Origin of the sequence: Amycolatopsis umgeniensis (genome assembly GCF_014205155.1) — a bacterium.
GTDB classification, from domain to species: Bacteria; Actinomycetota; Actinomycetes; order Mycobacteriales; family Pseudonocardiaceae; genus Amycolatopsis; species Amycolatopsis umgeniensis.
Map to the genome: position 1 here is coordinate 8,138,232 of NZ_JACHMX010000001.1, position 24,518 is coordinate 8,162,749.

The window sequence follows — 24,518 nt, forward strand, 5'->3', positions numbered from 1 at the left end:
GACGTGCCGTTCGGTCACCCTGCGGGCCCGGCCACCCTCCCCCTCGTGCCGGGTCCGTGAGCCCGGCGGCGCCCCGGTGGCCCCGGCCCCTCCCGGTCGAGCCGAGGCGCCGCCGGGTACTCACTTTCGCGTTCCGGCCGCCCGGACATCGCGCCATCTCGTAAGCTGATCACGGTGTACACCCGCGCCGGGGAGGACCACGCCTGAATTCGTGAGGTGTTGATGGACGTCGACGAGATGAGTGCCGCGGGTTCGTGGACTCCCGGAATGGTGGCCGGGGAACTGGGGATTTCGCCGGTGACCCTGCGCACCTGGGCGTCCCGGTACGGCGTCGGCCCTTCGTTGCGGGCGGACGGGCGCCATCGCCGCTATTCCGACGCCGACGTCCGCAGGCTCCAGCACATGCGGCGCCTGATCGACCGCGGTATCCGCGCGAGGGAAGCGGCCGCCGCCGTTTTTTCCGGTGTGGACGAGGCGCTCCCCGATGTTTCCCGGGATCGGCGCGTCGGTGAACTCGAGCAGGCTTCGGAAGGTCTCGAATTCTCCGCGATCGCGGCCCTGCTGGACGAAACACTCGACGCCATGGGTGCGGCGAGGATGTGGACCGAAGTGCTTTTGCCGGTGCTGCGCAATCTCGACAGGCGCTGGCTCCGGGGCGACGTGTGTTTCGAATCCGAATGGGCGCTCACCACCGAGGTGTCTTTCGCGCTCCAGCGTTATGTCTCCCGGTTCACCGGTACTCGGCCGGATCGGACGGTGCTCATCGCGTGCTGCCCCGAGGAGCGTCACAGCCTGCCCGTCGAAGTCCTGCGCGCGTCGATGGCGGAGGTCGGTATCCCGGCCGTCTACCTCGGCCACATGGTGCCGGCGGAGACCACGGCCGGGATGGTCGACAGGCTCGAACCGGTGCTCGTCGTGCTGTGGTCGATGTCCCCGTCGACCGTCGACCTCTTGCTGTGCAGGCGTCTGCAGCGCCGGGGTTTCGCCGTCGCGGTCGCCGGCCCCGGCTGGGAGGGGCTCAACGTTCGCGGTGCTCCCTGGGTCAATGACCTGGCCAGCGCGCTGGACCTCACCGCGGAACGGTCGAAGGCCTGAGCTTCTCCACCCGATGGTGGTTCGTATCCGCGCTGAAGGCAGGCGTCATCGGCGATAGGGTTGGATCGATCGTGAATCGATTCCTGGAGGCAGCGTGACCGGCCCCGAACCGTTGTGGCTGTTCGGCGATCAGCTGGGACCACATTTCCACGGCACGGCCGAAAATCGGGATCGTGAGGTGGTGCTGATCCGCTCGGCCGCGGCTTTCGCGCGCCGCCCGTTCCATCGGCAGAAGATCCACTTGGTCGAAGCGGGGATCCGGCGGCTCGCCGCGGATCTCGGCGACCGGGCCCGGATCATCGACGCACCGACCTATTCGGACGGCTTGCGCCGATTCGGACGGCCTGTCGTGGTGCACGAGCCCGGCTCGCGCGCCGCGGAGGCGCTCGTGGGACGGCTGCGGGATCAAGGCTTGGTCACGGACGTGCTGCCGACACCGGGATTCGTACGGTCCAAAAAGGACTTCGCGACTTGGGCGGAGGGCCGCTCGCGGTTCGTGATGGAGGATTTCTACCGTGACCAGCGCCGCCGGTTCGGCGTCCTGCTCGAACCGGACGGCGATCCGGTGGGCGGGAAGTGGAACTTCGACCACGACAACCGGCGGCCGCCGCCGGGCCGATCGACGTTACCCGTTCCCGCACCCTACTTCCCGTCCGAGGACGAGGTGGACGAGCAGGTGCGCGCTGATCTCGACAGGGCGGAACGGGACGGCGAGATCCATCCTGTCGGTGTCGACGGTCCACGTCGTTTCGCCGTCAGCCAAGCCGAAGCAGAACAGGCGCTGGACCGGTTCCTGGACCATCGGCTGGCCACTTTCGGCCCCCATCAGGACGCCATGCTCAGCGCGGACTGGGCGATGTCGCACGCTTTGCTGTCGGTGCCGCTGAACCTCGGCCTGCTCGATCCGCTCGACGTCATCCGCCGCGCCGAGGAACGGCATCGGTCCGGCACCGCGCCGCTGGCGAGTGTCGAAGGTTTCGTCCGGCAGATCCTCGGCTGGCGGGAATGGATCTGGCACCTCTACTGGCGTCTGGGGCCGGACTACCTGAAGAAGAACGAACTCCGCGCCCACCGGAAACTGCCGCGATGGTGGCGGGAACTCGACGCGGACTCCGTCGAGGCGGCTTGTCTCCGCACCGTGCTCGCCGGTGTGCGGGATCGCGGCTACGCCCACCACATCGAGCGGCTCATGGTGCTCGGTAACCACGCCCTGCAGCGTGGTTACGACCCGGCCGAGCTCACGGCCTGGTTCGCCACCGCGTTCGTCGACGGTTTCCCCTGGGTCATGCCGGCGAACGTGGTCGGTATGAGTCAATACGCCGACGGGGGAATCGTGGGCACCAAGCCTTACGCGGCGGGTGGCGCCTACATCCACCGCATGAGCGACCACTGTGGCGGGTGCGCTTACGACCCGAAGAAACGAGTGGGCGCCGACGCCTGCCCGTTCACCGCCGGTTATTGGGCGTTCCTCGATCGCAACGCCGATCGGCTGCGGGGCAATCCGCGGATGCGCCGGCCGCTCAACGGTCTCGGCAGGCTGGCCGACCTTCCCGAGGTCGTGGCCCGGGAAAACCGGCGAGATCGATTCTGACCGGCGAAGCGACGGAAGGTCAGCCGGCGAGTACCTGTTCGCGCAGGATGTCGGCGTGTCCGCAATGGTGGGCCAGCTCCCGCAGAACCTGCAGGTACACCCAGTGGAGGGTGCGCGGTCCGGTCCGGTGGCCGGTCACGACGGTGTCCAGCGGCAGGCCCGCGACCGTCCTCCTGGCCGTGGCGCAGGCTTCGCGGTGTGCTGCCGTGATCGAGGCGACGGTGTCTTCGCCGGAGAGCGCGAAGGATTCGTCCGGATTCCGTACCAGGCCGAGCTCCTGGCGGGACATTCCGCCGACGCACTCCTCGAACCACACCCGCTGCATCCACGTGACGTGCTTGAGCAGTCCGAGCAGCGTCGTCGCCGACGGGACGAGACGACGGCGGGCCTGCTCCTCGGTGAGACCTTCGAGTGTCGCCTCGATGGCGTCGCGATATTCCTCGATGAAGGCCTCGAGTTGGGTGCGGTCGTCGTCCAGCGGTACCGCGAACGAACTCATCGAAGCCTCCTGGTCCTGGTTTCACGCCATTATGTCGCGACGGGCTGAAGGGAACCTTCCCCGCATGCGATGACGGGAAAGCTCCCTTCACCGCGTCACATGCGGGGAAAGTCCCCTTCAGCGTCCGAGCAGGCGAGCGCTCTCCTCGGCGCGGCGCAAGGCTGCCAGCAAGGCGGCCCGTCCTCCTTCGTCGATGTCCTCGGTCAGGGCGTCGGCGGCGGTTTCCCCGCCCAGCCGGAGTTTCTCGACCAGTTCGCGATGGACGGCGGCGAGGCGCCCGGCGTCGAAATCCGGCCGGACGAAGGTGAGCAGCAACCTGATCTCGTCCTCGCAGCGCCGGAAAGCGTCCAGCAGATGCCGGTTGCCCGCCGCCGCGACGATCGCGCGGTGGATGGCGCCGTGCACCCCGGTCAGCTCGCGCCAGGACGGGGCGGGCGACCGCGCGGCGAGCTCCTCCAGGCGTTCCACCTCGGCGAGCACGGGGCTCAGGTCCGCGCCCCTGTCCAGCGCCATGCGCAGCGCACCGAGTTCGAGCACCTTGCGGTAGTCGAAGACCTCGTCGATGCGCCGCCTGCTCAACGCGGCGACGACCGCGCCCCGGTGGCGTTCGTGGGCCACCAGCCCGCGTTCGGTGAGCAGCTGGAGTGCCGACCGGATCGTGTGCCTGCCGACGTCGAAACGTTCGGCCAGGACCTCTTCACGGAAGCGGGTGCCGACCGGGTGGACGCCTTCGAGCAACTCGCCGCGCAGGGCCGCGGCGATCCGCTCAGGGGCGGCCTGACCACGGTTCAGGCTCGCCATGGCACTCCTTGCGTCACAGATTCCGGTAAGATTGTGCAACAATATCTGAGAGGCGAGGAGCGCTGATGGAGTTCGACGGGGTCCGCGTCCATGGCGAGTCCGGGCAGCCGGTGCTGCTGTTGCCCGGCGGGGCCGAGGCCTGCGACGGGTTCTTTCCCGGTCTGGTCGAAGGTCTCGTCGCCGATCCCGGCTGCCGGGTGATCGTGCACGACCGGCCGGGAACCGGCGCTTCGGCGGACGACGGCGCGCTGGCGGAAGCCGCGTCCCATCTGAGCGCGCTCATCGATCGCTTGGGCCTCGGCCCGGTCGTGGTCGTCGGCCAGAGTCTCGGTGGCGCCGTGGCGGTGCTGCTCGCCCGCGAACACCCCGAGCAGGTCGCCGGCCTGGTCCTGCTCGACCCGACACCCATCGACGATCCCCGGACCTGCGCCGGTCTGGAGCGCGCGATGGGCGTGCTCGGCTCGATCTCGACAGTTCCCGTGCTGCGTAGCGTCTTTCCCCGCGTCGTCCACGCCGCCGTCGTCCGATCCGCGCGACGTCAGGAACTCCGGCCGGACTGTGAGGCCGCGTTCGTGCGGACGGGGGATCTCGACGCGCCGATGCTGGCCAAGGCGGTCCGCGGCATCACGGCGCTGGCGAAGGGCGTGCGAGGGGCGGATCTGCCCCGGCTGCCGTCCGTGGTCGTCACCGCGGACCGCAAACCGGACAGCGCGATGCGGCGTTCCCACGAGCGCCTCGCCGCCGCTTTCGGCGGGCGGGTCGAATGCTGGCCTGGGGCGACGCACAGCGTCCACCTCGACCATCCCGACGAGACCCTGGCGACGGTGCGCGACTTGGTCGCTCGGGTGGGTCGTGAGTGATGAGTCAGGTCAGAACACGACTTGCCACCCCGACCCACACCTCACCGCCACCCTCATGTCGCGAAAGCCACTTTCAGGACATCAGGCGTCCCGAAAGTGGCTTTCGCGACACCCGAAGCCGACACGCAAGCGGATAACCCGAAACGTTTTCCCGCGACGCCCGAGCACGGGTCACGCCCCATAGCCGGCCGTCGTCGGTAGCGCACTACTCGCGGGTGTTGTCCGATGTGGATGGCCGCCTCGCGTACTTCACCGAGTCGAGCAGGACGTGGGTCAGCAGGCTTTGGCTGAACAGGGTTTCGGGGTCGGCCGGGCCGCGCGGTCGGTCGCACGAACCGGATCACCTCTCGCGAGACGCTAGGCCGCGTCTGAGCTGAGGACGGCCGCCAGGTCCGTCGGTGACGGGTATGCGAAGACGAGGGCGACCGAGACCTCGATCCCGAGAGCGTCCTGCAGGCCGGCGGTGATCTGGAAGGCGGCCAGTGAGTCCCCGTTGGCTTCGAAGAAGTCGCTTTCGGCGTCCAAGGTGTTGTCGCCCAAGGAATCGCGGTACAGCGAAACGATCAGCTCCGGCAGGTCCTGGGTCGTGGTCATCGTGGTCCGTTCTCGTTTCGGGTCAGCATGGTCCGGTCGGTCTTGCCGCTGTGGGTGGTGGGAAGGCTGGCGATGCGGGCGAAGCGGCGCGGCATCATGTACGGCGGCAGGGATTCGGCGAGGTGCGCGCGCAGCGCGGCGTCCGATACGTCGGCCAGTTCGCCCACGACATGGGCGGTGAGGCCGATCCGGCCGCGTTCGTCCTCGGCCGCGGTGAGGACGGCGCCGGTCACGGCGGGATGGGACAGCAGCGCGCCTTCGATCTCGGCCGGATCCACGCGGTAGCCGCGGATCTTGAGCTGACGATCGACTCTGCCCAAGTACACCAGGTTGCCGTCGGGGTGACGGCGCGCCAGGTCGCCGGTGCGGTACAGCCGCGCTCCCGGCGGGCCGAACGGGTCCGGGACGAACCGTTCGGCGGTCAGGCCGGGACGTCCGCCGTAGCCGCGTGCGACGCCGACGCCGCCGATGTGGACCTCACCGGTGGCCCCATCGGGTACGGGGCGGCGATCCGGGCCGAGCAGCCATACCGAAACCCCGTCGATCGGCGCGCCGATCAGGTCGGCCGCCGTCACCGGCTCTTCGGGCACGGGGTACCGGGTCGAGGTCATGGTGCACTCGGTCGGTCCGTACTGGTTGACCAGTTCGCCCGGCAGCAGACGCCGTCCGCCGGAGACGAGGAACGGCAACAGCGATTCCCCGCTCGAGACGATCAGCTCGATCGACCGCAGCGCCGCCGTGGCGGCTTCGTGCCCGGTGAGGAAACCGAGGAACGACGGGGTGACGCTGAGCAGCGCGGTGACGCCGAAGTCGCGCACGGTGCCGGCGAACTCGTCCGGACGCAGCAGTTTGGCGCGGGGCACGAGCACGACGCAGCCACCGGCGACGAGTGGCGCGAACGCGTCGCGGATCGACGCGTCGTAGCCGATCGGGGCCACCTGAAGTGCGACTGTCCCCGGCCCGAGTCCGTTGTCCGCGGCGATCGCGCGCAGGTACGACCGCAGCCCGCCGTGTTCGATCAGGACGGCGTTCGGGGCGCCGGTCGACCCTGACGTATGGCTGACGTAGGCGAGCGCGCGTGGCGTGACCTCGGGCAAGCGTGCCACCGCACCGGTCTGCGCGGTCTGGTCGATCGGGATGACCGGACCCGTGATGGGCAGTGTGAGCCGCTTGGCGAGCCCCGTCGTCGTCAGCAGCATCCGCGCGCCGCCGGTGCGGCACATGGCGTCGAGGCGAGCGGGCGGCAGGTCGGCGTCGAGCGCGAGGAACGCGCCGCCCGCCCGTGCGACGGCGGCCATCGCGATCACGGCGTCCACGCCGCGTTCGACGGCGACGGCACAGACCTGCTCCGGCCCCAAGCCGTTGGCTGCCAGCACTCGGGCGAGCCGCTGGATCCGGTCGGTCAGCTCCCCGTAGCTCAGCGATTCGTCGAGGGTGCGGATCGCGACGGCTTCAGGGGGATGCGCGCAGACGTCGTCGACGAAGCTCATGTCGCCTCACTGGCCAGCAGCCGTGCCACCTCGGCGTCGGAGAGCCCGGTGATCTCGTCTTCGACAGCCTGCGTCACCGCTTGTGCCAGCTCGGCGACCGTGGTGGCCTCGAACAGGCGACGCAAGGGGAGCTCCACGGCGAACGCCCGCCGCAGCTGGGCGAGTACCCGGGTGGCCAGCAGCGAATGCCCGCCCAACGCGAAGAAGTCGTCCGTCACGCCGACCCGGTCCACCCCGAGCACCTCGCGCCAGATGTCGGTGATGAGCTGCTCGGCCGGGTCGCGGGGCGCCTCGGCCGGTCCGATGTCGGACGCGGTCAGATCCGCCGAGGGCAAGGCCTTGCGGTCGACCTTTCCGCTCGTCGTCATCGGCAGGGCGGCGAGTTTCGCCCAGCGTGCCGGGACCATGTACTCGGGCAGCAGCGCCCGCAGGTGTTCGCGCAACGCGTCGGCGCCTGGCTCACCGACCACGTAGGCGGCCAGCAGCGGGTCGCCCGACGGGCCCGCCGTGGTGACCACCACGGCCGCGTCGACGTCCACGTGCCGCAGGAGGGCCGCCTCGATTTCGCCGAGTTCGATGCGCAATCCGCGGATCTTGATCTGGTGGTCGATCCGCCCGAGGAACTCGATCGCCCCGTCCTGGCGATATCGGACCAGGTCTCCGGTGCGGTACAGCCGTGAACCAGGCGGGCCGAACGGATCGGGGACGAACCGCTCGGCGGTGAGCGCGGCGCGGTGGTGATACCCGCGGGCCAGGCGCACCCCGCCGAGGCACAGTTCGCCGGGCACGCCGGTCGGCACCGGGCGGAGATCGGCGTCCACGATGTAGGCGCGGGTGCCCGCCACCGGCCGTCCGATCGGCATCGCGGCGCCGCCCTGCTGCCCGTCGAGGTCACCGGCCACCGGGTACAGCAGCGAACAGATGGTCGCCTCGGTCGGCCCGTAGCTGCACAGGAACCGCCCAGGGTGGCCGGTCGCCGCCCACTGTCGCGCGTCGTCGACCGTGACCACGTCGGCGCCCACGTTCATCAACCGCAGTCCCGCCAGCAGATCCGGTCCGTAGCGCATCGCCTCGCGGTAGAACGCGGGCGCGGTGTCGATGATCGTCACCCCGTACTCGGCCAGCCGTGCCGGAAGCTCGGCCGGGGTCCAGGACTCCGGGTCGCTCACCACGATCGTCGCGCCGGTGAGCAGCGTGGCGCCGATCTGGTCCATGGCCACGTCGAAGGTCAGCGCGGACAGCAGGACCACGCGGTCTTCGGAGCCGATGGTGTAGGCGTCCGCGATCACCCGGCAGTGGTGGGCGTACGACCGGTGCTCGATCATGACGCCCTTGGGCCGCCCGGTCGAACCGGAGGTGTAGATGAGGTACGCCAGAGCGCGCGGATCCGGCCGGGGTACCGGATTGTCTTCCTCGGCGGGCCAATCCGCCGAGTCGCCGTCGACGGTCACCACCTCGCGGTCACCGAACCGGCCCGCGAACTCGGGGGAGGTCACCACCATCCGGGCACCGGCGTCGGTGAGCATGAAGTCGAGCCGTTCGGCGGGATGCCGCGGGTCGAACGGGGCGTACACGCCACCGGACTTGAGTACGCCCAGCAGGACCACCACCGCGTCGAGCGAGCGCTCCAGGCACACTCCGACGACGGTCTCCGGCCCGGTCCCGCGTGCTCGCAGCAGCCGCGCGAACCGGTTGGCCCGTGCGTTCAGTTCGGCATAGGTCAGCTGTCGCTCGCCGGAGACCACGGCCACCGCGCCGGGCCGCAGCGCCGCCTGCCGCTCGACCAGTTCGGAAACGCCCATCCGGTGCTCGTCGACGGGATCCAGCGCCGCCAGCCGACCTCGATCAGGGTCGGGCCAGTCGGTCAGCAGCCGCCGTCGCTCGTCTTCACCGAGTATGTCCAGCTCGGCCAGCCCGCGGTCCGGATCGGCGCCGATACTCGCCAGCAGGCTCAGGTAATGCCCGGCCATTCGCTCGACGGTCGCCCGGTCGAACAGGCTGGTCGCGTACTCGAAGACGCACCGCAGCTCGCCGCCGTCCCGTTGCTGGACGGACACGACGAGGTCGAATTTGGCCACCGGGGCACCGGAGGCGATCCGCCCGACGGTGGTGCCGCACAGGGTGTCCGGGCGGTTCTCCAGGTGCTCCAGCTCGAACATGATCTGGAACAGCGGGTTGCGGGACAGATCCCGATCCGGCTGCAACGCGTCGACGAGGTGCTCGAACGGCACGTCCTGGTGGGCGAACGCGTCGGTGCAGTCGCGGCGCACCCGGTCGAGCAGTTCGATGAAGGTCGGCTCGCCGTCCAGATCGGCGCGCAGGACCAAGGTGTTGGTGAAGAGTCCCAGCAGTTCCTCGGTTTCCTGCCGGGTCCGGCCCGCCACCGGGGTGCCGACCGAGACGTCGGTGCGGCCGGTGTAGCGGCCGAGCAGCACCTGGAACGCGGCCAGCAGGGTCATGAACGGCGTGGCGCCCTGTCGGGTGGCGAGTTCGGTCACCGCCTTGGCCACCGGCACCGGGACGGTGACCGCCACCGTGTCCCCGCGCGGATCGCGCTGGGCCGGACGAGGCCGGTCGGTGGTCAGCTCGACCGGGGTGAGCCCGGCCAGCCGGTCGCGCCAGTACCGGAGCTGCCCCTCTCTGTCCTGAGTGGACTGTGCGGAGCGTTGCCAGGCGGCGAAGTCCGCGTACTGGATCGGCAGCGGGCCGTCGTGGGCGGCGTTCAGATCGCGGAACAGGATGTCCATCGACCACGCGTCGAAGGCGATGTGGTGCAGGGTCAGCGCGACCAGATGCTCGTCCGCGTCCACCCGGATCACGGTGACCCGCAGCGGATGCTCGCGCCCGAGGTCGAACGGCCTGCCGGACACCTGGTCCATCAGCTCGTGAGCCTCCGTCGGCCTGCCGGTCAGGTCGACCAGGCGGAACGCCACCGGTCCCGGCGGATCGACGACCTGCACGGGCTCGCCGCCCTGATCGACGTAGCGGGTGCGCAGCACTTCGTGCCGTGCGGCGAGCCGATCCACCGCGCGCTGGAACGCGTCGACGGAAAGCGGGCCGGAAAGCCGCAGTGCCAACGGGATGAGGTACTCGACGCTGCCCGGGTCGAGCTGGTCGAGGAACCACATCCGCTGCTGGGCGAACGACAGCGGCAGCCCACCGTCCCGGGCGACCGGCCGGATCGCGGCGACGGCGGCGCCGGTGGTGCCCGCGTCGAGCCGGGCGGCGAGACGCTCGACGGTCCGGTCGTCGAACAGTTCGCCGACGGTCAGCTCGCCCCCGAACTCGCGCCGGAGCTTCAGCACGAGCCGGATGGCCAGCAGGGAGTGCCCGCCGAGGCCGAAGAAATCGGCGCGCACATCGACGTGGTCCACGCCGAGCATCTCGGCCATGGCGGCGGCGACGAACCGTTCGGTCGGGGTGCTCGGTGCCGTGTGATCGTCCGATGTGGACTCTTCGCTCGACGGCGTGGGCAACGCGGCGCGGTCGAGTTTGCCGTTGGGGCCCAGCGGGAGCGCGTCGAGGAGGTGGATGGCCGGGGGGATCATGGGCGACGGCAGCCGGGTGGACAGGTGCTCGCTCAGCTCGGCCGGAGTGGTTCCGTTGGCGGACACGGCATAGGCGACGAGGGTGGTGTCCCCGGCCGGTGCCCGGTGGGGGACGACGGCGGCCGCCGTCACGTCCGGATGCGAGCACAGGGCGGCCTCGATCTCGGCGGGCTCGATCCGCACGCCGTTGATCTTGACCTGGTGATCGACGCGGCCGGCGTACTCCAGCGTGCCGTCGTCCCGCCAGCGGGCCAGATCGCCGGTGCGGTACCAGCGTTCGCCGGGAATCGAGGGGTACGGATGCGGGGTGAACTGGCGGGCCGTCTGGTCCGGGCGGTCGGCGTAGCCACGGGCGAGACCGACGCCGCTGACGCACAGTTCACCCGGCACGCCGATCGGCACGAGCCTGTCCGCGGCGTCGACGACGAACACCCGCGTGTTGGACAGCGGCGTGCCGATGGGCACGGTGCCCGCCCGCTCGTCGCGGCGGTAGCGCCCCGCGGTCACGTCGATGGCGCACTCGGTGGGGCCGTAGGTGTTGTCGACCGCCACGTCGAGCAGCGCGGTCAGCCGTTGGCACAGCGAGACCGGCAGCGCCTCGCCCGCCGAGCAGACCAGGCGAAGCGAGGTGCACCCGGCGAACCCGGGTTCGTCGAGCAGCAGGCGCAGGACCGACGGCACGAGTTGCAGGACCGTGGCGCCGTGCCGGGTGATCGACGCGGCCATCGCGGTGGGGTCGCGATGCGCGCCGGGCGGCGCCATGACCAGGGTGGCGCCCGCGACGAACGGGGCCAGCAGCTCCCACATCGAGGCGTCGAAGCCGATCGTGGTCTTCTGCAGGACCCGATCGGCGGCCGTGAGCTGGTGGCGAACCGACCACAAGACCCGGTTGCGGATGCCGCCGTGCGTGACGGCGACACCCTTGGGCGTTCCTGTCGAACCGGAGGTGTGCACGACGTAGGCGATCTGCGCGCCGTGGATGGCCGGATGTTCGGTGAGGGGGATGGTGTCCCGACGCTCGTCCAGATCGATCCGGGTGAGGGTTTCCGGCAGCCGGACGTCCACTCCCGCGTGGGACAGCACCAGCGTGATGCCGGTGTCGGCGACGACGTGGCGCAGGCGTTCGGCCGGGTGGTCCGGCGGCAACGGCACGTAGGTGGCGCCGGCGGTGAGGATCGCCAGCAGCGCGACGGCCAGATCGGTGCCGCGGTCCATGGCGACGCCGACGGGTGTCTCCGTGCCGACGCCTCGCTGACGTAGGTGGCCGGCGAGGGCCTCGACACGGGCGGCGAGTTCGCCGTAGCTCAGTTCGTCCACATCGGACAGTACGGCCACGGACCGTGGAGAGCGTGCTGCCTGTGCGAAGAACAGCTCAGGCAGGGACTGCCCGGTTTCCTCGGTGGTCGAGGTACCGAAGGAGCGAAGCCGGTCCTGTTCGGATTCGGCGGCCAGTTCGAGCGAATGGGCCGGATCCTCCGGCGCTGCGGCGATCTCTTCGAGCAGCCGCACGTAGTTGGCCGCCATCCGCTCGATCCGGATCCGGTCGAACAGGCTGGTCGGGTAGATGAGCTGGCCGTGCACCGAGCCGTCGGCGAACTGCGCCAGGTGCAGCGACAGGTCGAAGGCCGAACTGGCCCACAGTGGCGGGCACAGCGTCACGTCGAGGCCGGGCAGCCGATAAGGTTGGCGGCGGGCGTCGTACCACGCGATACCGGCCTGGAACACCGGGTTCCGCGACGGATCCCGCTCCGGCTCCAGCTGGGCGATGACCTGGTCGAACGGCACGTCCTGATGTGCGTACGCCTCGAGCGCCGTCTTCCTCGCCTGCCCTAGCAACTCCACAAAGGACGGTTCGCCGGACAGATCGCCCCGCAGCACCACCGTGTTGAGGAACATGCCGATCAGCGGCAGCTCGTCCGGACGCCTGGTGGAGACGGAGACGCCGACAGCGACGTCGTCCTGGCGCGAATAGCGAGCGAGCAGCAGCTGATACGCGGCCAGATACACCATGAACGGCGTCGCGCGGTGGGTCCGGCCCAGTTCGCGCAGCCTGTCGGCGAGATCCGGCGGTACGACGAGGTCGACGCAGTCGCCGTCGGCCACCCATTTCGACGGCCTGGCGCGATCGGTGGGCAGTTCGAGCGGAGTGATCCCGGCGAGCCGGTCCGCCCAATACGAGAGTCCGCCGGTGGTGGTCCCTTGTTCTCGACGGCGCAGGGCTTCGTGGTGCTGGAGAGCCGGTGCCGGCAGCGTCGCCGATCCGTAGAACACGTCGAGCTCCCTGGCGAGCACACTCCAGGACAAGCCGTCGAAAGCGATGTGGTGGACGGCGATCAGCAGGACGGCCTCGTCGCCGGCCGATCGGACCAGTGTGAGCCGCCACGGAGGTTCCGTGCGCAGGTCGATCGGGGTGCGCAGATCGCGCAGCCGGAGTTCCCGCAGGCTCGTCTCGCGTTCCGACGGCGACAGTCCCGTGATGTCCACAATGGACAGTTTGACGGGTGCCGGATCGGTGATGATCTGCACCGCCGCGCCGTCCACCGTGTCGAACCGGGACCGCAGAACCGCGTGCCGCGCCGAAATCTCCGTCAGTGCCGCTGTCAGCGCCCCGACGTCGAGGGCGCCTCGCAAGCGCAATGTCGCCGACAGCAGGTGCTCGATGGCCGCGTTCGAACGCAGCTCGTCGATGAACCACAGCTGTTCCTGCGACGGCGACAGCGGGTGGACGTCACCGCTTTCCACCATGGCCAGCCTTTCGTGTCCGGTACTACTGACCGTTTTCGCCGGTCGACGGCTCGGCCATGGCCACGGCGATCTTCCTGGGACCGGTGAACGGTTCCCGGCCGTGAGAGGAAAGCATGTTGTCGACCATCAGCACGTCGCCGAGCTGCCAGTCGAAACGCCGGGACGCCGCGCGGTAGCGATCCCGCAGATGGGCGACGACCTCGTCGGGAATGGTGCCGCCGTCGCCGTAGTAGGTGTTGGTCGGCAGGTCTTCCTCGGAGAGCATCGCGCGCAGCCCCGCGCAGACGTCTTCGGCCAGCGTGGTCACGTGGAAGAACGTGAGGTGGTTGAACCACACGGCCTCGCCGGTGACGGGGTGGTTGTGCACGGCCCGGCGTCGGGCTGTGGTGCGCAGCCCGTTCCCGTCGAGCCATTCGGTCTCGACACCGTTGCGCGCGCAGTAGACCGTGACCTCGTCGCGATCAGTGGTGTTGAACGTGTGCTGCCACGGGAGTCCGAACGAGTCGGTGAAGTTGCGTACGACCATCCAGCCCCTGGCCTCGAACTCCGCCCGCACCTCGGGATCGATCGACGCGAGGATCCGCCGGGTGTCGGCGAGCGGCGTGGCACCGAGGGTGGTGGGCGGCTGGACGCAGTAGAAGAACAGGCTCAGCGGCCAGGCGGCCTGATACGAGTTCTCGTTGTGCAGGAAGATCTCCTCGGCCTCCGGATAGTCGGTCGAGGTGTACACCTGCCCCTTGATCGTGCTGCGGGGCGAGGACCGCTCGTGGTAGGTCAGCGGCGTGCCCGCCAACGTGCGGACGCAGGCGTCGAAGCCGTCCACGTCGTCGATGTCGAACCCGCGCAGCAGCACGGCGCCGTGCTCGAGCAGCCGTTCTCGGATCAGGGGGCGGCTTGCCGCGAGGGAGGCGGTGTCTTTCGCCTCGGCCTGGCCGGGAGTCACCACGTAGGGCAAGGCCCGCTCCTGGCCGGAAGACTCGTTTGTCGCGGAGATGGACGGTCCAGCGGTCATGTCCGCCATCGTGTCCGTTCCCCGGGGTGCCCAGAAGAGAATGACGGGTAACGCGGTGGGCACCGGCCATGCCGGAGGTTCTGCGTGTTCTTCTCTGCAACCGCACGCGCCCTCGCGGGCAGGCTCGACCTGCCGGCGACCCGACTGCCGGGTCGACAGTGACTTCCAGGAGACGCCATGCCCGAGGAGCAGACCGACCAGCGCGCGTACTTGGTCGTGGTCAACGACGAGGAGCAGTACTCGATCTGGCCCGCCGACCGGGACTTGCCCGCCGGCTGGCACGCCGAGGGCAAACGCGGTGGCCGCGAGGAATGCCTCGCCCACATCGGCGAGGTGTGGACCGACATGCGGCCACTCAGCCTGCGCCGGCAACTGGACAAGACAGCCGGCTGAGCCGGCCGAGACCGATGGACCTGACTGAGGACGGACCGGCGGGCGTGCTGGCCACGATCGGCGCGACACCGCTGATCGAACTGACCAAGCTCTACCCCTCCGCGGGATTCCGGTTGTTCGCCAAACTGGAGGGCCACAACCCCGGGGGGAGCAGCAAAGACCGCGCGGCACTGTCCATGCTGGCCGGTGAAGTCCGTGCCGGACGACTCGTCCCGGGGCGCTCGGTGGTGGTCGAGTCCAGCTCGGGCAACCTGGGCATCGGGATGGCCCAGGTGTGCCGGTACTTCGGCATCCGCTTCATCTGCGTGGTGGATCCCCGTGCCAGCAAACAGAATCTCGCGATCATGCGCGCGCTGGGCGCCGAGGTCGAAATGATCGAGGACGTCGATCCGGTCACCGGTGACTACTTGCCGGTCCGCATCCGCCGCATCCGCGAGCTGACCGAGTGCCTCGACCACGCCTACTGGCCGGATCAGTACTCGAATCCGGGGAACCCGTTGGCGCACCACACCACCATGCGCGAGATCGTCGAGCAGGTGCCGGGCGGGCTGGACTTCCTGTTCTGCGCCACCAGTTCCTGCGGGACGTTGCGCGGCTGCGCGGAGTACGCGCGGGCCAACGACCTGCCGGTGACGATCGTGGCGGTGGACGCCGCCGGAAGCGCCATCTTCGCCGACGCCCCCGGCCCCCGGCTGATTCCGGGGCACGGCGCCGCGGTCCGTCCCGCTCACCACGCGAACGACCTGGCCGACTTCGTCGTGCACGTCGCCGACGTGGACAGCGTGCGCGGCTGCCGCCGTCTCGCCGCGCGCGAGGCCATCCTCGCGGGCGGCTCGTCGGGCGCGGTGGTCGCGGCCGTGGACAGCCTGCGCGACCGGGTGCCGCCCGGCGCCACCTGCGCGATCGTCCTGCCCGACCGGGGCGAGCGGTACCTCGACACGATCTACAACGACGCCTGGGTCACGACCCACTTCGGCGAGGTGCCTGCCGAAGGGCTGGCGCGGGTCCTGGTCGAAGGCTGAGGGAAGCGCCTGGGCCGTCGCGAGGGTGATCAGGCACGTAACTCACGTGATCAGAGACGTAACTCGCGTGATCAGAGACGTAACTCGCGAGTTACGTCTTCAATCACGCGTGATGCGGGTCTGATCACGCGAGTGCGGTGCAGCGTCACCCGGCCGACCCGCCCTCCGCGGTGTCATTTCGCCGGGGCGGGCGCCTCGAGTTCCGCCAGGTCCGGTGCGGACCGGACGGCGGGGCTGATCACGGTCGTCAGTGCCAGCGCGCCCATCCACAGCGTGAGCAGCCACACCGTCGAGGTGGCGCCGACCCAGCCCAGCAGGTAGCCACCGATCAGCGACCCGAGCGGGACGGCCCCGAAGGCGATCATGCCCGCGGCGGCGAGCACCCGGCCTTGGAGGTGGTCCGGGGTGATCGCGAGCTGGTAGGCCGAGATCCCCACGTTCCACAGTGGACCGACGAAGGCCATCGCGCCGAACACCGCGCCGAGCAGGAGCGGATGGTCCACCACGACCAGCAACGGGACCAGCAGGAGCCAGACCCAGTTCGCCCCGATCACGACCGTCTTGAGCGAAAGCCGTCTCGCCGCCGCGGGAGCGACCAGCGAGCCGAGGACGCCGCCGACAGCGATGATGCCGAGCATGAAACCGACGGTCGCCGGTGAGGCACCGTGGTTGTCGGCGATCACGATCACGACCAGGAACAGCGCCTGGAACAACAGGTTGCTGCCGGCGATCAGGAGGGTGGTCGCACGGAGGAACGGTTGCCGCCACAGCCAAACGGCGCCCTCGGTGAACTCCGCGGCACGGGGGCGCTTGCTCGCGGTGTCCCGCTGGACCTGGAAGTCCTTGCGGATCAACCCGAGCGTCAGCACCGAGACCGCGTAACTGACGATGTCGAACACGAACGGTACCGCGCGGCCGAAGCCGAACAGGATCCCGCCGAGGGGTTTGCCGAGCATGGCCGCACCCCGGCGGCGGGCTTCGTTGCGTGCCAGGGCCAACGGGAGCTGGGACGCGTCCACCACGTTGGGTACGGCGGCCGCGGCGGCCAAGCGGTAGCACACCGCGAAGGTGCCTTCGAGGAAGCCGACCACGAGGATGTGCGGCAGGGTCAGCCGCCCGAACAGCAGGGCCACCACCAAAGTGCCCAGCACGAGGGCGCACAGGAGATCGCAGTAGATCATCATCCGCTTGCGATCGCACCGGTCGACCAGCGCGCCCGCGGGGAGCTGGAACAGCAGCTGCGGCAGCAGCGACACGAACCCGGTGAGACCGGCGTCGGTCGCCGAGCCGGTCAACGCGAGCACCAGCAACGGGTAGGCCACATTGGACACGTTCGAGCCCAGGATCGACACCGCCGATCCGGCCCACAGCAGAACGAAGTCACGGTTTCGATACAGCGGGGGCACGGGGGCGCTCATGGTCCCGATGCTCCGTGGGCGTGGGCATCCGCGCACAGAGAAGGATCGGCACTCCGGCGTCCGCCCCGCTGCGTGAACGGGCACCACCTTCACCCTGACGGCCGCTCGCGGACGCCGGGCATCCTCGACCGATCATCCCTGGCTCCCGGTCTTTTGGTGGCAGGACAGGAAGGCGGACCATGGACACCCGAGACAACCCCCGTGCCGAGCTGGTGCGGCGACGGCTGCGAGGTTCCGGCAACGTGGAGGCGTCCGGCGGGATCGTCCCGGTGCCCCGGGACCGGCCCTTGCCACTTTCGTTCGCGCAGCGCGGGTTGTGGTTGCTCGACCAGACCCGGCCGGGTGGCGCCGACTACCTGATGCCGGTCCGCCTGCGGCTGCGGGGCGAGGTGGACGTACCGGCGCTGCGCCGGGCGCTGGACGAGATCGTGGCCAGGCACGAGGTGCTGCGCACCCGGTACCCGGACGGTGGCTCCGGCGGCGAGCCCGTTCAGGTCATCGACGAGCCGGGTCCGGTGCCCTTCGAGCGGCTCGACCTCGGCGACCGGCCGGAGTCGCTCGCCGAGGTGCTGGCCGACGCCGGGGCCCGTCCGCTCGACCTGGCCGAGGAGTGGCCGCTCCGGGCGCTGCTGGTCCGGCTGTCCGATGTGGACCACGTGCTCCTCCTCTCCGTGCACCACATCGCTTCGGACGGTTGGTCGGAGACGATCCTGCTGTCCGAATTGGACGGTCTGTACGGGGCGTTCAGCGCGGGCCTCCCGTCGCCGCTCGGTCCGCTCCCGCTGCAGTACGGGGACTTCGCCGCGTGGCAGCGGGGCCGGCTCGACGCCGGTCGTCTCACCGAGAAGGTCGAGTACTGGCGCAAGCAACTCGACGGGATCGTCCCGCTCGAATTACCGACCGATCGGCCCCGGGGGCCGGTCCGCGACAGCGCGGGCGCGACCGTGCCGGTCACCGTGCCCGGCCCGCTGGCCGAGACCCTGACCCGCCTGGGCCGGGAACACGGCGCGACGCCGTACATGGTGCTGCTGGCGGCCTTCCAGTTGCTGCTCAGCCGCTATTCCAGGCAGACCGACGTGGTCGTGGGAAGTCCTGTCGCCGGACGCGAACAGGATCGGACCGAGGGCCTGCTGGGCATGTTCGTCAACATGATCGCGCAGCGCGCCGACCTGTCCGCCGATCCGTCCTTTGTGGACTTCCTGTCGAGTGTGCGGGCGACCGCACTGGACGCCTACACCCATCAGGACACGCCCTTCGACCTGGTGGTCGACGAGCTCGCGGGGGAGCGCGACCCGTCCCGCACCCCGCTGTTCCAGGTGGTGTTCCAACTCGGCGACGACGACGGGCCGCAGCGCCTGCCCGGTCTCGGTGCCGAGCTGGAGTCTCCGGGCTGGGACGTGGCGAAATTCGATCTGGACCTCACCCTCGCCACCCGCCCGGACGGTTCGATCACCGGCAGACTGGGGTACGCCACCGCCCTGTTCGACGCCGCGACCGCACACCGGATGTCCGGTCATTACGTGCGCCTGCTGGAAAGCATCGCCGCCGACCCGGGCGGCAGGGTCGCCGGGCTCGCCATACTGGCCGACGAGGAACGCGAGCGGTTGCTTGCGGCCGGGAACGGCCCGGACCTGACCTTCCCCGCCGAGGAAAGCCTGCCCGAGGTCTTCGCGGCACAGCTCGCCCGCACACCGGACGCGGTCGCCGTGACCTGTGCGGGTGAGCGGCTGACCTATGCCGAACTCGACGCGCGGGCCAACCGCCTCGCCCACCGCCTCCGCTCGCACGGCGCGGCACCGGGAAAGCTGGTCGGCGTCTGCCTCGACCGGGGCCTCGACCTCGTGGTGGCACTCCTGGGTGTGCTCAAATCCGGCGCGGGTTACGTACCGCTCGACCCCGCTCAGCCCGCCGAGCGGCTGGCCATGATGCGCGCCGACGCCGAGGTCGGCACAGTGGTCAGCCGCGGCGAACTGGCCGGATGGCTGACGGGCGAGCCGGTGACGGCCGTGCTGCTCGACCAGGACGGCTCCGACTGGCCGGAAACCGATCCGGCACCCTTGGCGGGACCGGGCGACGTGGCGTACGTGATCTACACGTCCGGATCCACCGGACGGCCGAAAGGCGTCCCGGTCACGCACGCGAACGTGCTGCGGCTGCTGCGGTCCAGCGCGGCCGAGTTCGCGTTCGGACCGTCGGACGTCTGGACCCTGTTCCACTCCTACGCCTTCGACTTCTCGGTGTGGGAACTGTGGGGCGCGCTGCTGCACGGCGGGCGGGTCGTCGTCGTGCCGTTCGCGATTTCCCGTTCCCCATGGGACTTCCTCGAGCTGCTGAGCACCGAGGGGGTCACCGTGCTCAACCAGACGCCGTCGGCGTTCCGGCGGCTGATCGACGCGGTCGCCGAGGCGGAGACCTCGCCCGAATCGCTGGCGCTGCGTGTCGTGGTGCTCGGTGGCGAGGCCCTCGACGTGGCCGACGTGGCGCCGTGGTTCGCCCGCTTCGGCGACGAACGGCCCGCCGTGGTCAACATGTACGGGATCACCGAGACGACCGTGCACGTCACCTACCGCAGGGTGCGTGCCGAGGACACCGCCTCGGGCCCGCGCAGCCCCCTCGGCAGGCCGTTGCCCGACCTGCGCGTCTACCTGCTCGACGGCAACCTCGACCCGGTGCCGGTCGGCGTGCCCGGTGAGCTCTACGTCTCCGGGCCGGGGCTCGCCCTCGGCTACCTCGGCCGCCCGGAGCTGACCGCGGACCGGTTCGGCCCCGATCCGTACGCCCCGCGTCCCGGCGCCAGGATGTACCGGACCGGCGACCTCGCCCGCCGCACCGTCGACGGTGAGCTGGAGTTCGCGGGCCGGGCCGACGACCAGGTCAAGATCCGCGGCCACCGGATCGAGCCGGGCGAGATCGGGGCGGCGCTGGCCGGACACGCGGCCGTCTCCCGCGCCCTGGTGCTCGCGCGACGGCGCCCGGGGGAGTGGGAACACCGCCTCGTCGCCTACGCCGTCCCCGTCGCGGGCCGCCGGCTGGACGCGGCGGACCTGCGCGACCACCTCACCCGTCTGCTGCCTGCCTACATGGTGCCCGCGGCGTTCGTGCCGCTGGACCGGTTCCCGGTGACAGCCAACGGGAAGATCGACAAAACCGCGTTGCCGGAGCCCGCCGCGGGCCACGTGACGCCCGCCGGTTCGGTCGCTCCCCGCGACCCCGGGGAGCGGGCCATGGCCGAGGTGTGGGGGACGGCCCTCGGCGTCGGATCGGTCGGGGTGCACGACAACTTCTTCGCGCTGGGCGGCGACTCCATCCGGGCCATCCAGGTGGTGGGCGTGCTGCGCAAACGAGGTCTTCCGGTGACCGTGCAGGATCTGCTGCTGCATCAGACGGTCGAGAGCCTGACCCGGTTCGCCGGGACGGCGGGCGGAGCCGTCGAGGACCGGCGGGTCGCCCCGTTCGAGCTGGTCGTCGAGGCCGACCGGGCGAAACTGCCGGACGACCTCGCCGACGCCTACCCGATGTCCATGGGCCAGACGGCGATGGTCTACGAGATGGTGGCGGACAAGGACGTCAGCCTCTACCACAACATCACGCTGTTCCCGATCCTCGACGACGCCCCGTTCTCGCTGTCGGCGCTGCGGGAAGCGGCGGCGCTCCTGGTGCGGCGGCACGAGATCCTGCGCACCGCCTTCGACTTGACCACCTATCGCGAGCCCATGCAGCTCGTGCGCCGGACCGCCCCGATGGAGGTCGGTTACGACGACCTGCGCGAGGACACCGAACAGCGGGCGGACGAGGTGCTGGGGGAGTTCGTCGCCGAAACCCGTCGCCGGCCGCTCGACGTCACGAAGGCGCCACTGGTGCGTTTCCACGTGCACCAGACCGCGGAGCGCAAATGGACGCTGTCGTTCATCGAGTGCCACGCCGTCCTCGACGGATGGAGTCACCACTCCCTGCTCGAGGAGCTGCTGGACACCTATCGCAGTCTTCGGGACGGGCACACGCCGACGTTCCCCGAGCAGGCGCCGGTGCGCTTCGCCGACTTCATCGCCCACGAGAAGCGCTCGATCGAGTCCACTGTGGACCAGGAGTTCTGGCGCGACCGGCTGGATCGCCACGATCCGGTCAGCCTGCCGCCGAGTTGGGCGGCGGCACCGAGCGCGGACGGCCTTCCCCACCAGGTCAGCGTGCGGTACGCCGATCTGGAGCCCCGATTGCGCGCGCTGGCCGCCGTGGCGGGCGCTTCGCTGAAGACCGTGCTGTTCGCCGCGCATCTCAAGGTGTTGAGCACGATCAGCGGGTCGAACCGGTTCCACACCGGCCTGGTGCACAACGGCAGGCTCGAGGAGCCCGGCGGTGAACTGGCCAGGGGGATGCACCTCAACCCGCTGCCGGTGTGCGTCGACCTGACCGCGAAGACCTGGACCGGGCTCGTCCGGCAGGTGTTCGCCGAGGAGGTGGCGGTCTGGCCGCACCGGCGGTTCCCGATCGGCGAGCTGCAGCGGCGCTGGGGCGGAGGACGGCCGCTGGTCGACATCTCGTTCGCCTACCTGGACTTCCACGTCTTCGACACCCAGCGGGTGGAGACGGCGAAGATCGTGGACGAGAGCTACAACGGGTTCGGTGTGGACGTGTGGAGCTTCCCGGGTGTCCTGCACTTCCGGGCACAGGCCGACCGGATCGCCCCGGCCCACGCGCCCGAGCTCGCCTCGATGTACCGGCGGGTACTGGAAGCCATGGCGGCCGATCCGGACGGTGACGTCCGCGGTGCCGCGCTCGCCCCTGCCGAGACGGAACGGCTGCTTTCGTTCGCGGACGGCCCGGTCGCCGAGTACCCGGACGAGTGCGTGCACGAGTTGTTCGAACGCCAGGTCGCCCGCACCCCGGACGCGACAGCGCTGCGGTGCGCGGACGGGACCACGGTCACCTACGCGGATCTCAACCTCCGCGCGAACAGGCTCGCCCATCATCTGCGCGAGCTCGGAGCCGGCCGGGAGACGGTGGTCGGCGTGCTGCTGAGCCGAGGCCCGGAGCTGGTGACAGCGCTGCTCGCGGTGCTCAAATCCGGTGCGGCCTATCTGCCGCTCGACCCGGGTCATCCGGCGAAACGGCTGGCCACGGTACTGGCCGAGGCGGACGCGACCACGGTCGTCACCGAGTCCGCCCTGGCGGACCGGGTGCCCGGCACCACGGCGGTCCTGGTCGGTGATCCGGCCATCGCCACCCGGCCGGACGGCGACCTCGGCCGGATCGCGACGCCGGGGACGCTCGCCTACGTCATCTACACGTCCGGTTCGACGGGCACCCCGAAGGGGGTCATGGTCGAGCATCGCAACCTGGTCAACTACCTGTCCTGGCGCGCCGAATCCGCCGTCGACGGCGGTTCCCCGTTGTACTCGTCGATGGCGTTCGACCTGCCGGTCACCTCCCTGTTCTCGGCGCTGCTGTCCGGCAGGCCGGTCACCCTCACCCCCGATGACGGCACGCCGGCGATCGAGGCGCTGGTCGCGACGCTGACCCAGGGCGGGTTCGGACTCGTCAAGCTCACCCCGTCGCATCTGGTGGCACTGAGCCAGATGCTGCCCGCCGAGGCGCTCCCCGGCGCGGCCGCCCGGCTCGTCGTGGGCGGCGAGGAACTGACCAGGGACATGCTCGCCACGTGGATCCAGCACGCCCCGGACACGGTGGTGGACAACGAATACGGGCCGACGGAAGCCACCGTGGGCTGCGCCTCGTACGTGAGCGCGGCCGGTGAGCTCGAGGCGGGGCCGGTGCCGATCGGCCGTCCGGCGGCCAACACCGTGCTGCGCGTGCTGGACGCCGACTTCGAACCGGTCCCGATCGGTGTGCTCGGCGAGCTGTACATCGGCGGCGCGCAGCTGGCCCGGGGTTACCGCGGCCGTCCCGACCTCACGGCGGACCGGTTCGTGCCCGACCCGTACACCGTCGGCAGGCGTCTGTACCGCACCGGCGATCTGGCCCGGTATCGGCCCGACGGTGTGCTGGAGTTCGCGGGCCGGGTGGACGACCAGGTGAAGATCCGCGGCTACCGGGTCGAACCGGGTGAGGTGGAAGCGGTGCTGCGCGCGCATGCCGAACTGCGTGACGTGGCCGTCCGCGCCCGCCGGACCGCCCGGGGCGACCAGGAACTCGTCGCCTATCTGGTGCCGGCACACGACGGGCTGGATCCGGCCGGACTGCCCGGGCTGCTGGCCGGTGCCGTGCCCGAGTACCTGATCCCGTCCGCGTGGGTGGTGCTGGACGAGCTGCCCACCACCCCCAGCGGCAAACTCGACACCAAGGCCCTGCCCGAACCGACGGCCACCGCCCGTACCGCGATGGCCCCGCGCACCGCGGTGGAGAACATCATCGCCACCGCGCTGGCCAAGGGGCTCGGCATCGACCAGGTGGGCGTGGACGTCCCGTTCAGCGACCTGGGCCTGCACTCGCTGCTCATCATCCGCGTGCTGGTCGAGCTCCGCGAAGAACACGGCCTGCCGGTGGAGTTGCGCGACTTCTACGAGCACCGGACGGTGATCGACCTCGCCGCGGCCGTCGACCCGGCCAGCAAGGGCGGCTTCCGGCCCACCGAGGCGGCGGAAATGGAATCCGCCGCGGCCTGGGCGCGCGAGGCCGTCGTGTGGCTGCGCCGCACCGGCTCGAAGCCGCCGCTGTTCTGCATGTACCCCGGTGGCGGCCTCTGGTACATCCGGCTGGCCGAGCACATCAGCGCCGACCGTCCGGTGGCCGCACTCGAATGGCCCGGCCTGCACCGCGACACGCCCTCGCCGCAGAGCATCGCGAGTGTGGCCGCGCTGTTCGTGGACCAGATCCGCGCGGTGTACCCGCAGGGCCCCTACCACCTGCTCGGCTGGTGCGGCGGCGGGCTGGTCACCGGCGAGATGGCCCGCATCCTGCACCGCGACGGCGACCGTCTCACGCTGATGCTGCTCGACCCGGCGCAGGACTTCTACAAGCGGGAGAACATGTGGGAGGAGACAGCCATGTTCAACCGCGGCGAGAACCTCCTCGAACAGCTCAACGACACCACGGATCCCGACGAGCTCGCCGAGATCCACCGGCAGTTCGCGGAGGTGCTCGACTACATCATCGACGAGGGCACCAAAGAACCCCCGATCCCGGGAGACCCGTTCTGGCCGCGCCGGATCCGGGTGTGGCGAGAGCTGACCCAGGCGATGCTCGGCTACCGCCAGCGTCCCTACCCCGGCCGGACCAACCTGCTGGTGGGCGACGAACTGGCCGACGGCCTGCACGAGACCAACTTCGGGCAGAGCTACGCGCAGTACCGGGATCGCTGGGTCAAGCTGGCCCCGGGTGGGCTCAAGATCCACCGGGTCGGCGGCGACCACATGGGCGTGCTGCGCCCGCCGCACGTGGCGAATCTGGCCGAGTTGCTCACCACGCTGATGAAGGCCACGGAGGAGGCGTGACG

General features: G+C 70.3%; 13 protein-coding genes. 6 read left to right on the top strand and 7 right to left on the bottom strand.

Annotated features, from left to right (window positions below; all coding sequences use genetic code 11):
- Positions 1-222: 222 nt before the first annotated feature.
- Both HDA45_RS37630 and HDA45_RS37635 read left to right on the top strand, forming a co-directional pair.
- On the top strand, positions 223-1,095 hold the full coding sequence (locus HDA45_RS37630) for a MerR family transcriptional regulator (protein WP_184903580.1): 873 nt from the start codon (positions 223-225) through the stop codon (positions 1,093-1,095).
- A 94-nt stretch (positions 1,096-1,189) separates the two neighbouring features.
- The gene (locus HDA45_RS37635) at positions 1,190-2,686 is read left to right on the top strand and encodes a cryptochrome/photolyase family protein (RefSeq protein ID WP_184903582.1); all 1,497 of its coding nucleotides are present in this window, start codon (positions 1,190-1,192) and stop codon (positions 2,684-2,686) included.
- Between the two features lie 19 nt (positions 2,687-2,705).
- Here the strand turns inward: HDA45_RS37635 and HDA45_RS37640 are convergent, their stop codons facing one another.
- The gene (locus HDA45_RS37640; RefSeq protein ID WP_184903584.1) at positions 2,706-3,185 is read right to left on the bottom strand and encodes a DinB family protein; all 480 of its coding nucleotides are present in this window, start codon (positions 3,183-3,185) and stop codon (positions 2,706-2,708) included.
- A 117-nt stretch (positions 3,186-3,302) separates the two neighbouring features.
- On the bottom strand, positions 3,303-3,986 hold the full coding sequence (locus HDA45_RS37645; RefSeq protein ID WP_184903586.1) for a GntR family transcriptional regulator: 684 nt from the start codon (positions 3,984-3,986) through the stop codon (positions 3,303-3,305).
- A gap of 65 nt (positions 3,987-4,051) precedes the next feature.
- Between HDA45_RS37645 and HDA45_RS37650 the strand changes: the two genes are divergently transcribed.
- A complete protein-coding gene (locus tag HDA45_RS37650) occupies positions 4,052-4,846 on the top strand; it encodes an alpha/beta fold hydrolase (protein ID WP_184903588.1) in 795 nt (264 codons plus the stop codon).
- Positions 4,847-5,203: 357 nt separating this feature from the next.
- On the opposite strand, the gene HDA45_RS37655 is transcribed toward HDA45_RS37650, so the two are convergent.
- Genes HDA45_RS37655 through HDA45_RS37670 form a run of 4 tightly spaced genes read right to left on the bottom strand, consistent with a single transcriptional unit; the run spans position 5,204 to position 14,235 of the window.
- Positions 5,204-5,440: a phosphopantetheine-binding protein gene (locus HDA45_RS37655; RefSeq protein ID WP_184903590.1), complete on the bottom strand. Its 237-nt coding sequence runs from the start codon at positions 5,438-5,440 to the stop codon at positions 5,204-5,206.
- Positions 5,437-6,930, bottom strand: coding sequence for an amino acid adenylation domain-containing protein (locus tag HDA45_RS37660; RefSeq protein ID WP_184903592.1), 1,494 nt, complete (start codon positions 6,928-6,930; stop codon positions 5,437-5,439). Before HDA45_RS37660 ends, HDA45_RS37655 begins: the two co-directional genes overlap by 4 nt.
- On the bottom strand, positions 6,927-13,223 hold the full coding sequence (locus HDA45_RS37665) for a non-ribosomal peptide synthetase (RefSeq protein ID WP_184903594.1): 6,297 nt from the start codon (positions 13,221-13,223) through the stop codon (positions 6,927-6,929). Before HDA45_RS37665 ends, HDA45_RS37660 begins: the two co-directional genes overlap by 4 nt.
- A 22-nt stretch (positions 13,224-13,245) precedes the next feature.
- Positions 13,246-14,235, bottom strand: a complete 990-nt coding sequence (locus HDA45_RS37670) for a TauD/TfdA family dioxygenase (RefSeq protein WP_246480922.1) — start codon at positions 14,233-14,235, stop codon at positions 13,246-13,248.
- Between the two features lie 177 nt (positions 14,236-14,412).
- Here HDA45_RS37670 and HDA45_RS37675 point away from each other — a divergent pair, with 177 nt between their 5' ends.
- On the top strand, positions 14,413-14,628 hold the full coding sequence (locus HDA45_RS37675) for an MbtH family protein (RefSeq protein WP_184903596.1): 216 nt from the start codon (positions 14,413-14,415) through the stop codon (positions 14,626-14,628).
- A 14-nt stretch (positions 14,629-14,642) separates the two neighbouring features.
- Positions 14,643-15,650 (top strand): 2,3-diaminopropionate biosynthesis protein SbnA, encoded by a 1,008-nt coding sequence (gene sbnA, locus HDA45_RS37680; protein ID WP_184903598.1) that lies wholly within the window; start codon positions 14,643-14,645, stop codon positions 15,648-15,650.
- Between the two features lie 173 nt (positions 15,651-15,823).
- On the opposite strand, the gene HDA45_RS37685 is transcribed toward sbnA, so the two are convergent.
- Positions 15,824-17,068, bottom strand: coding sequence for an MFS transporter (locus tag HDA45_RS37685; RefSeq protein ID WP_184903600.1), 1,245 nt, complete (start codon positions 17,066-17,068; stop codon positions 15,824-15,826).
- Between the two features lie 179 nt (positions 17,069-17,247).
- Between HDA45_RS37685 and HDA45_RS37690 the strand changes: the two genes are divergently transcribed.
- On the top strand, positions 17,248-24,516 hold the full coding sequence (locus HDA45_RS37690) for a non-ribosomal peptide synthetase (RefSeq protein WP_184903602.1): 7,269 nt from the start codon (positions 17,248-17,250) through the stop codon (positions 24,514-24,516).
- Positions 24,517-24,518 lie beyond the last annotated feature (2 nt).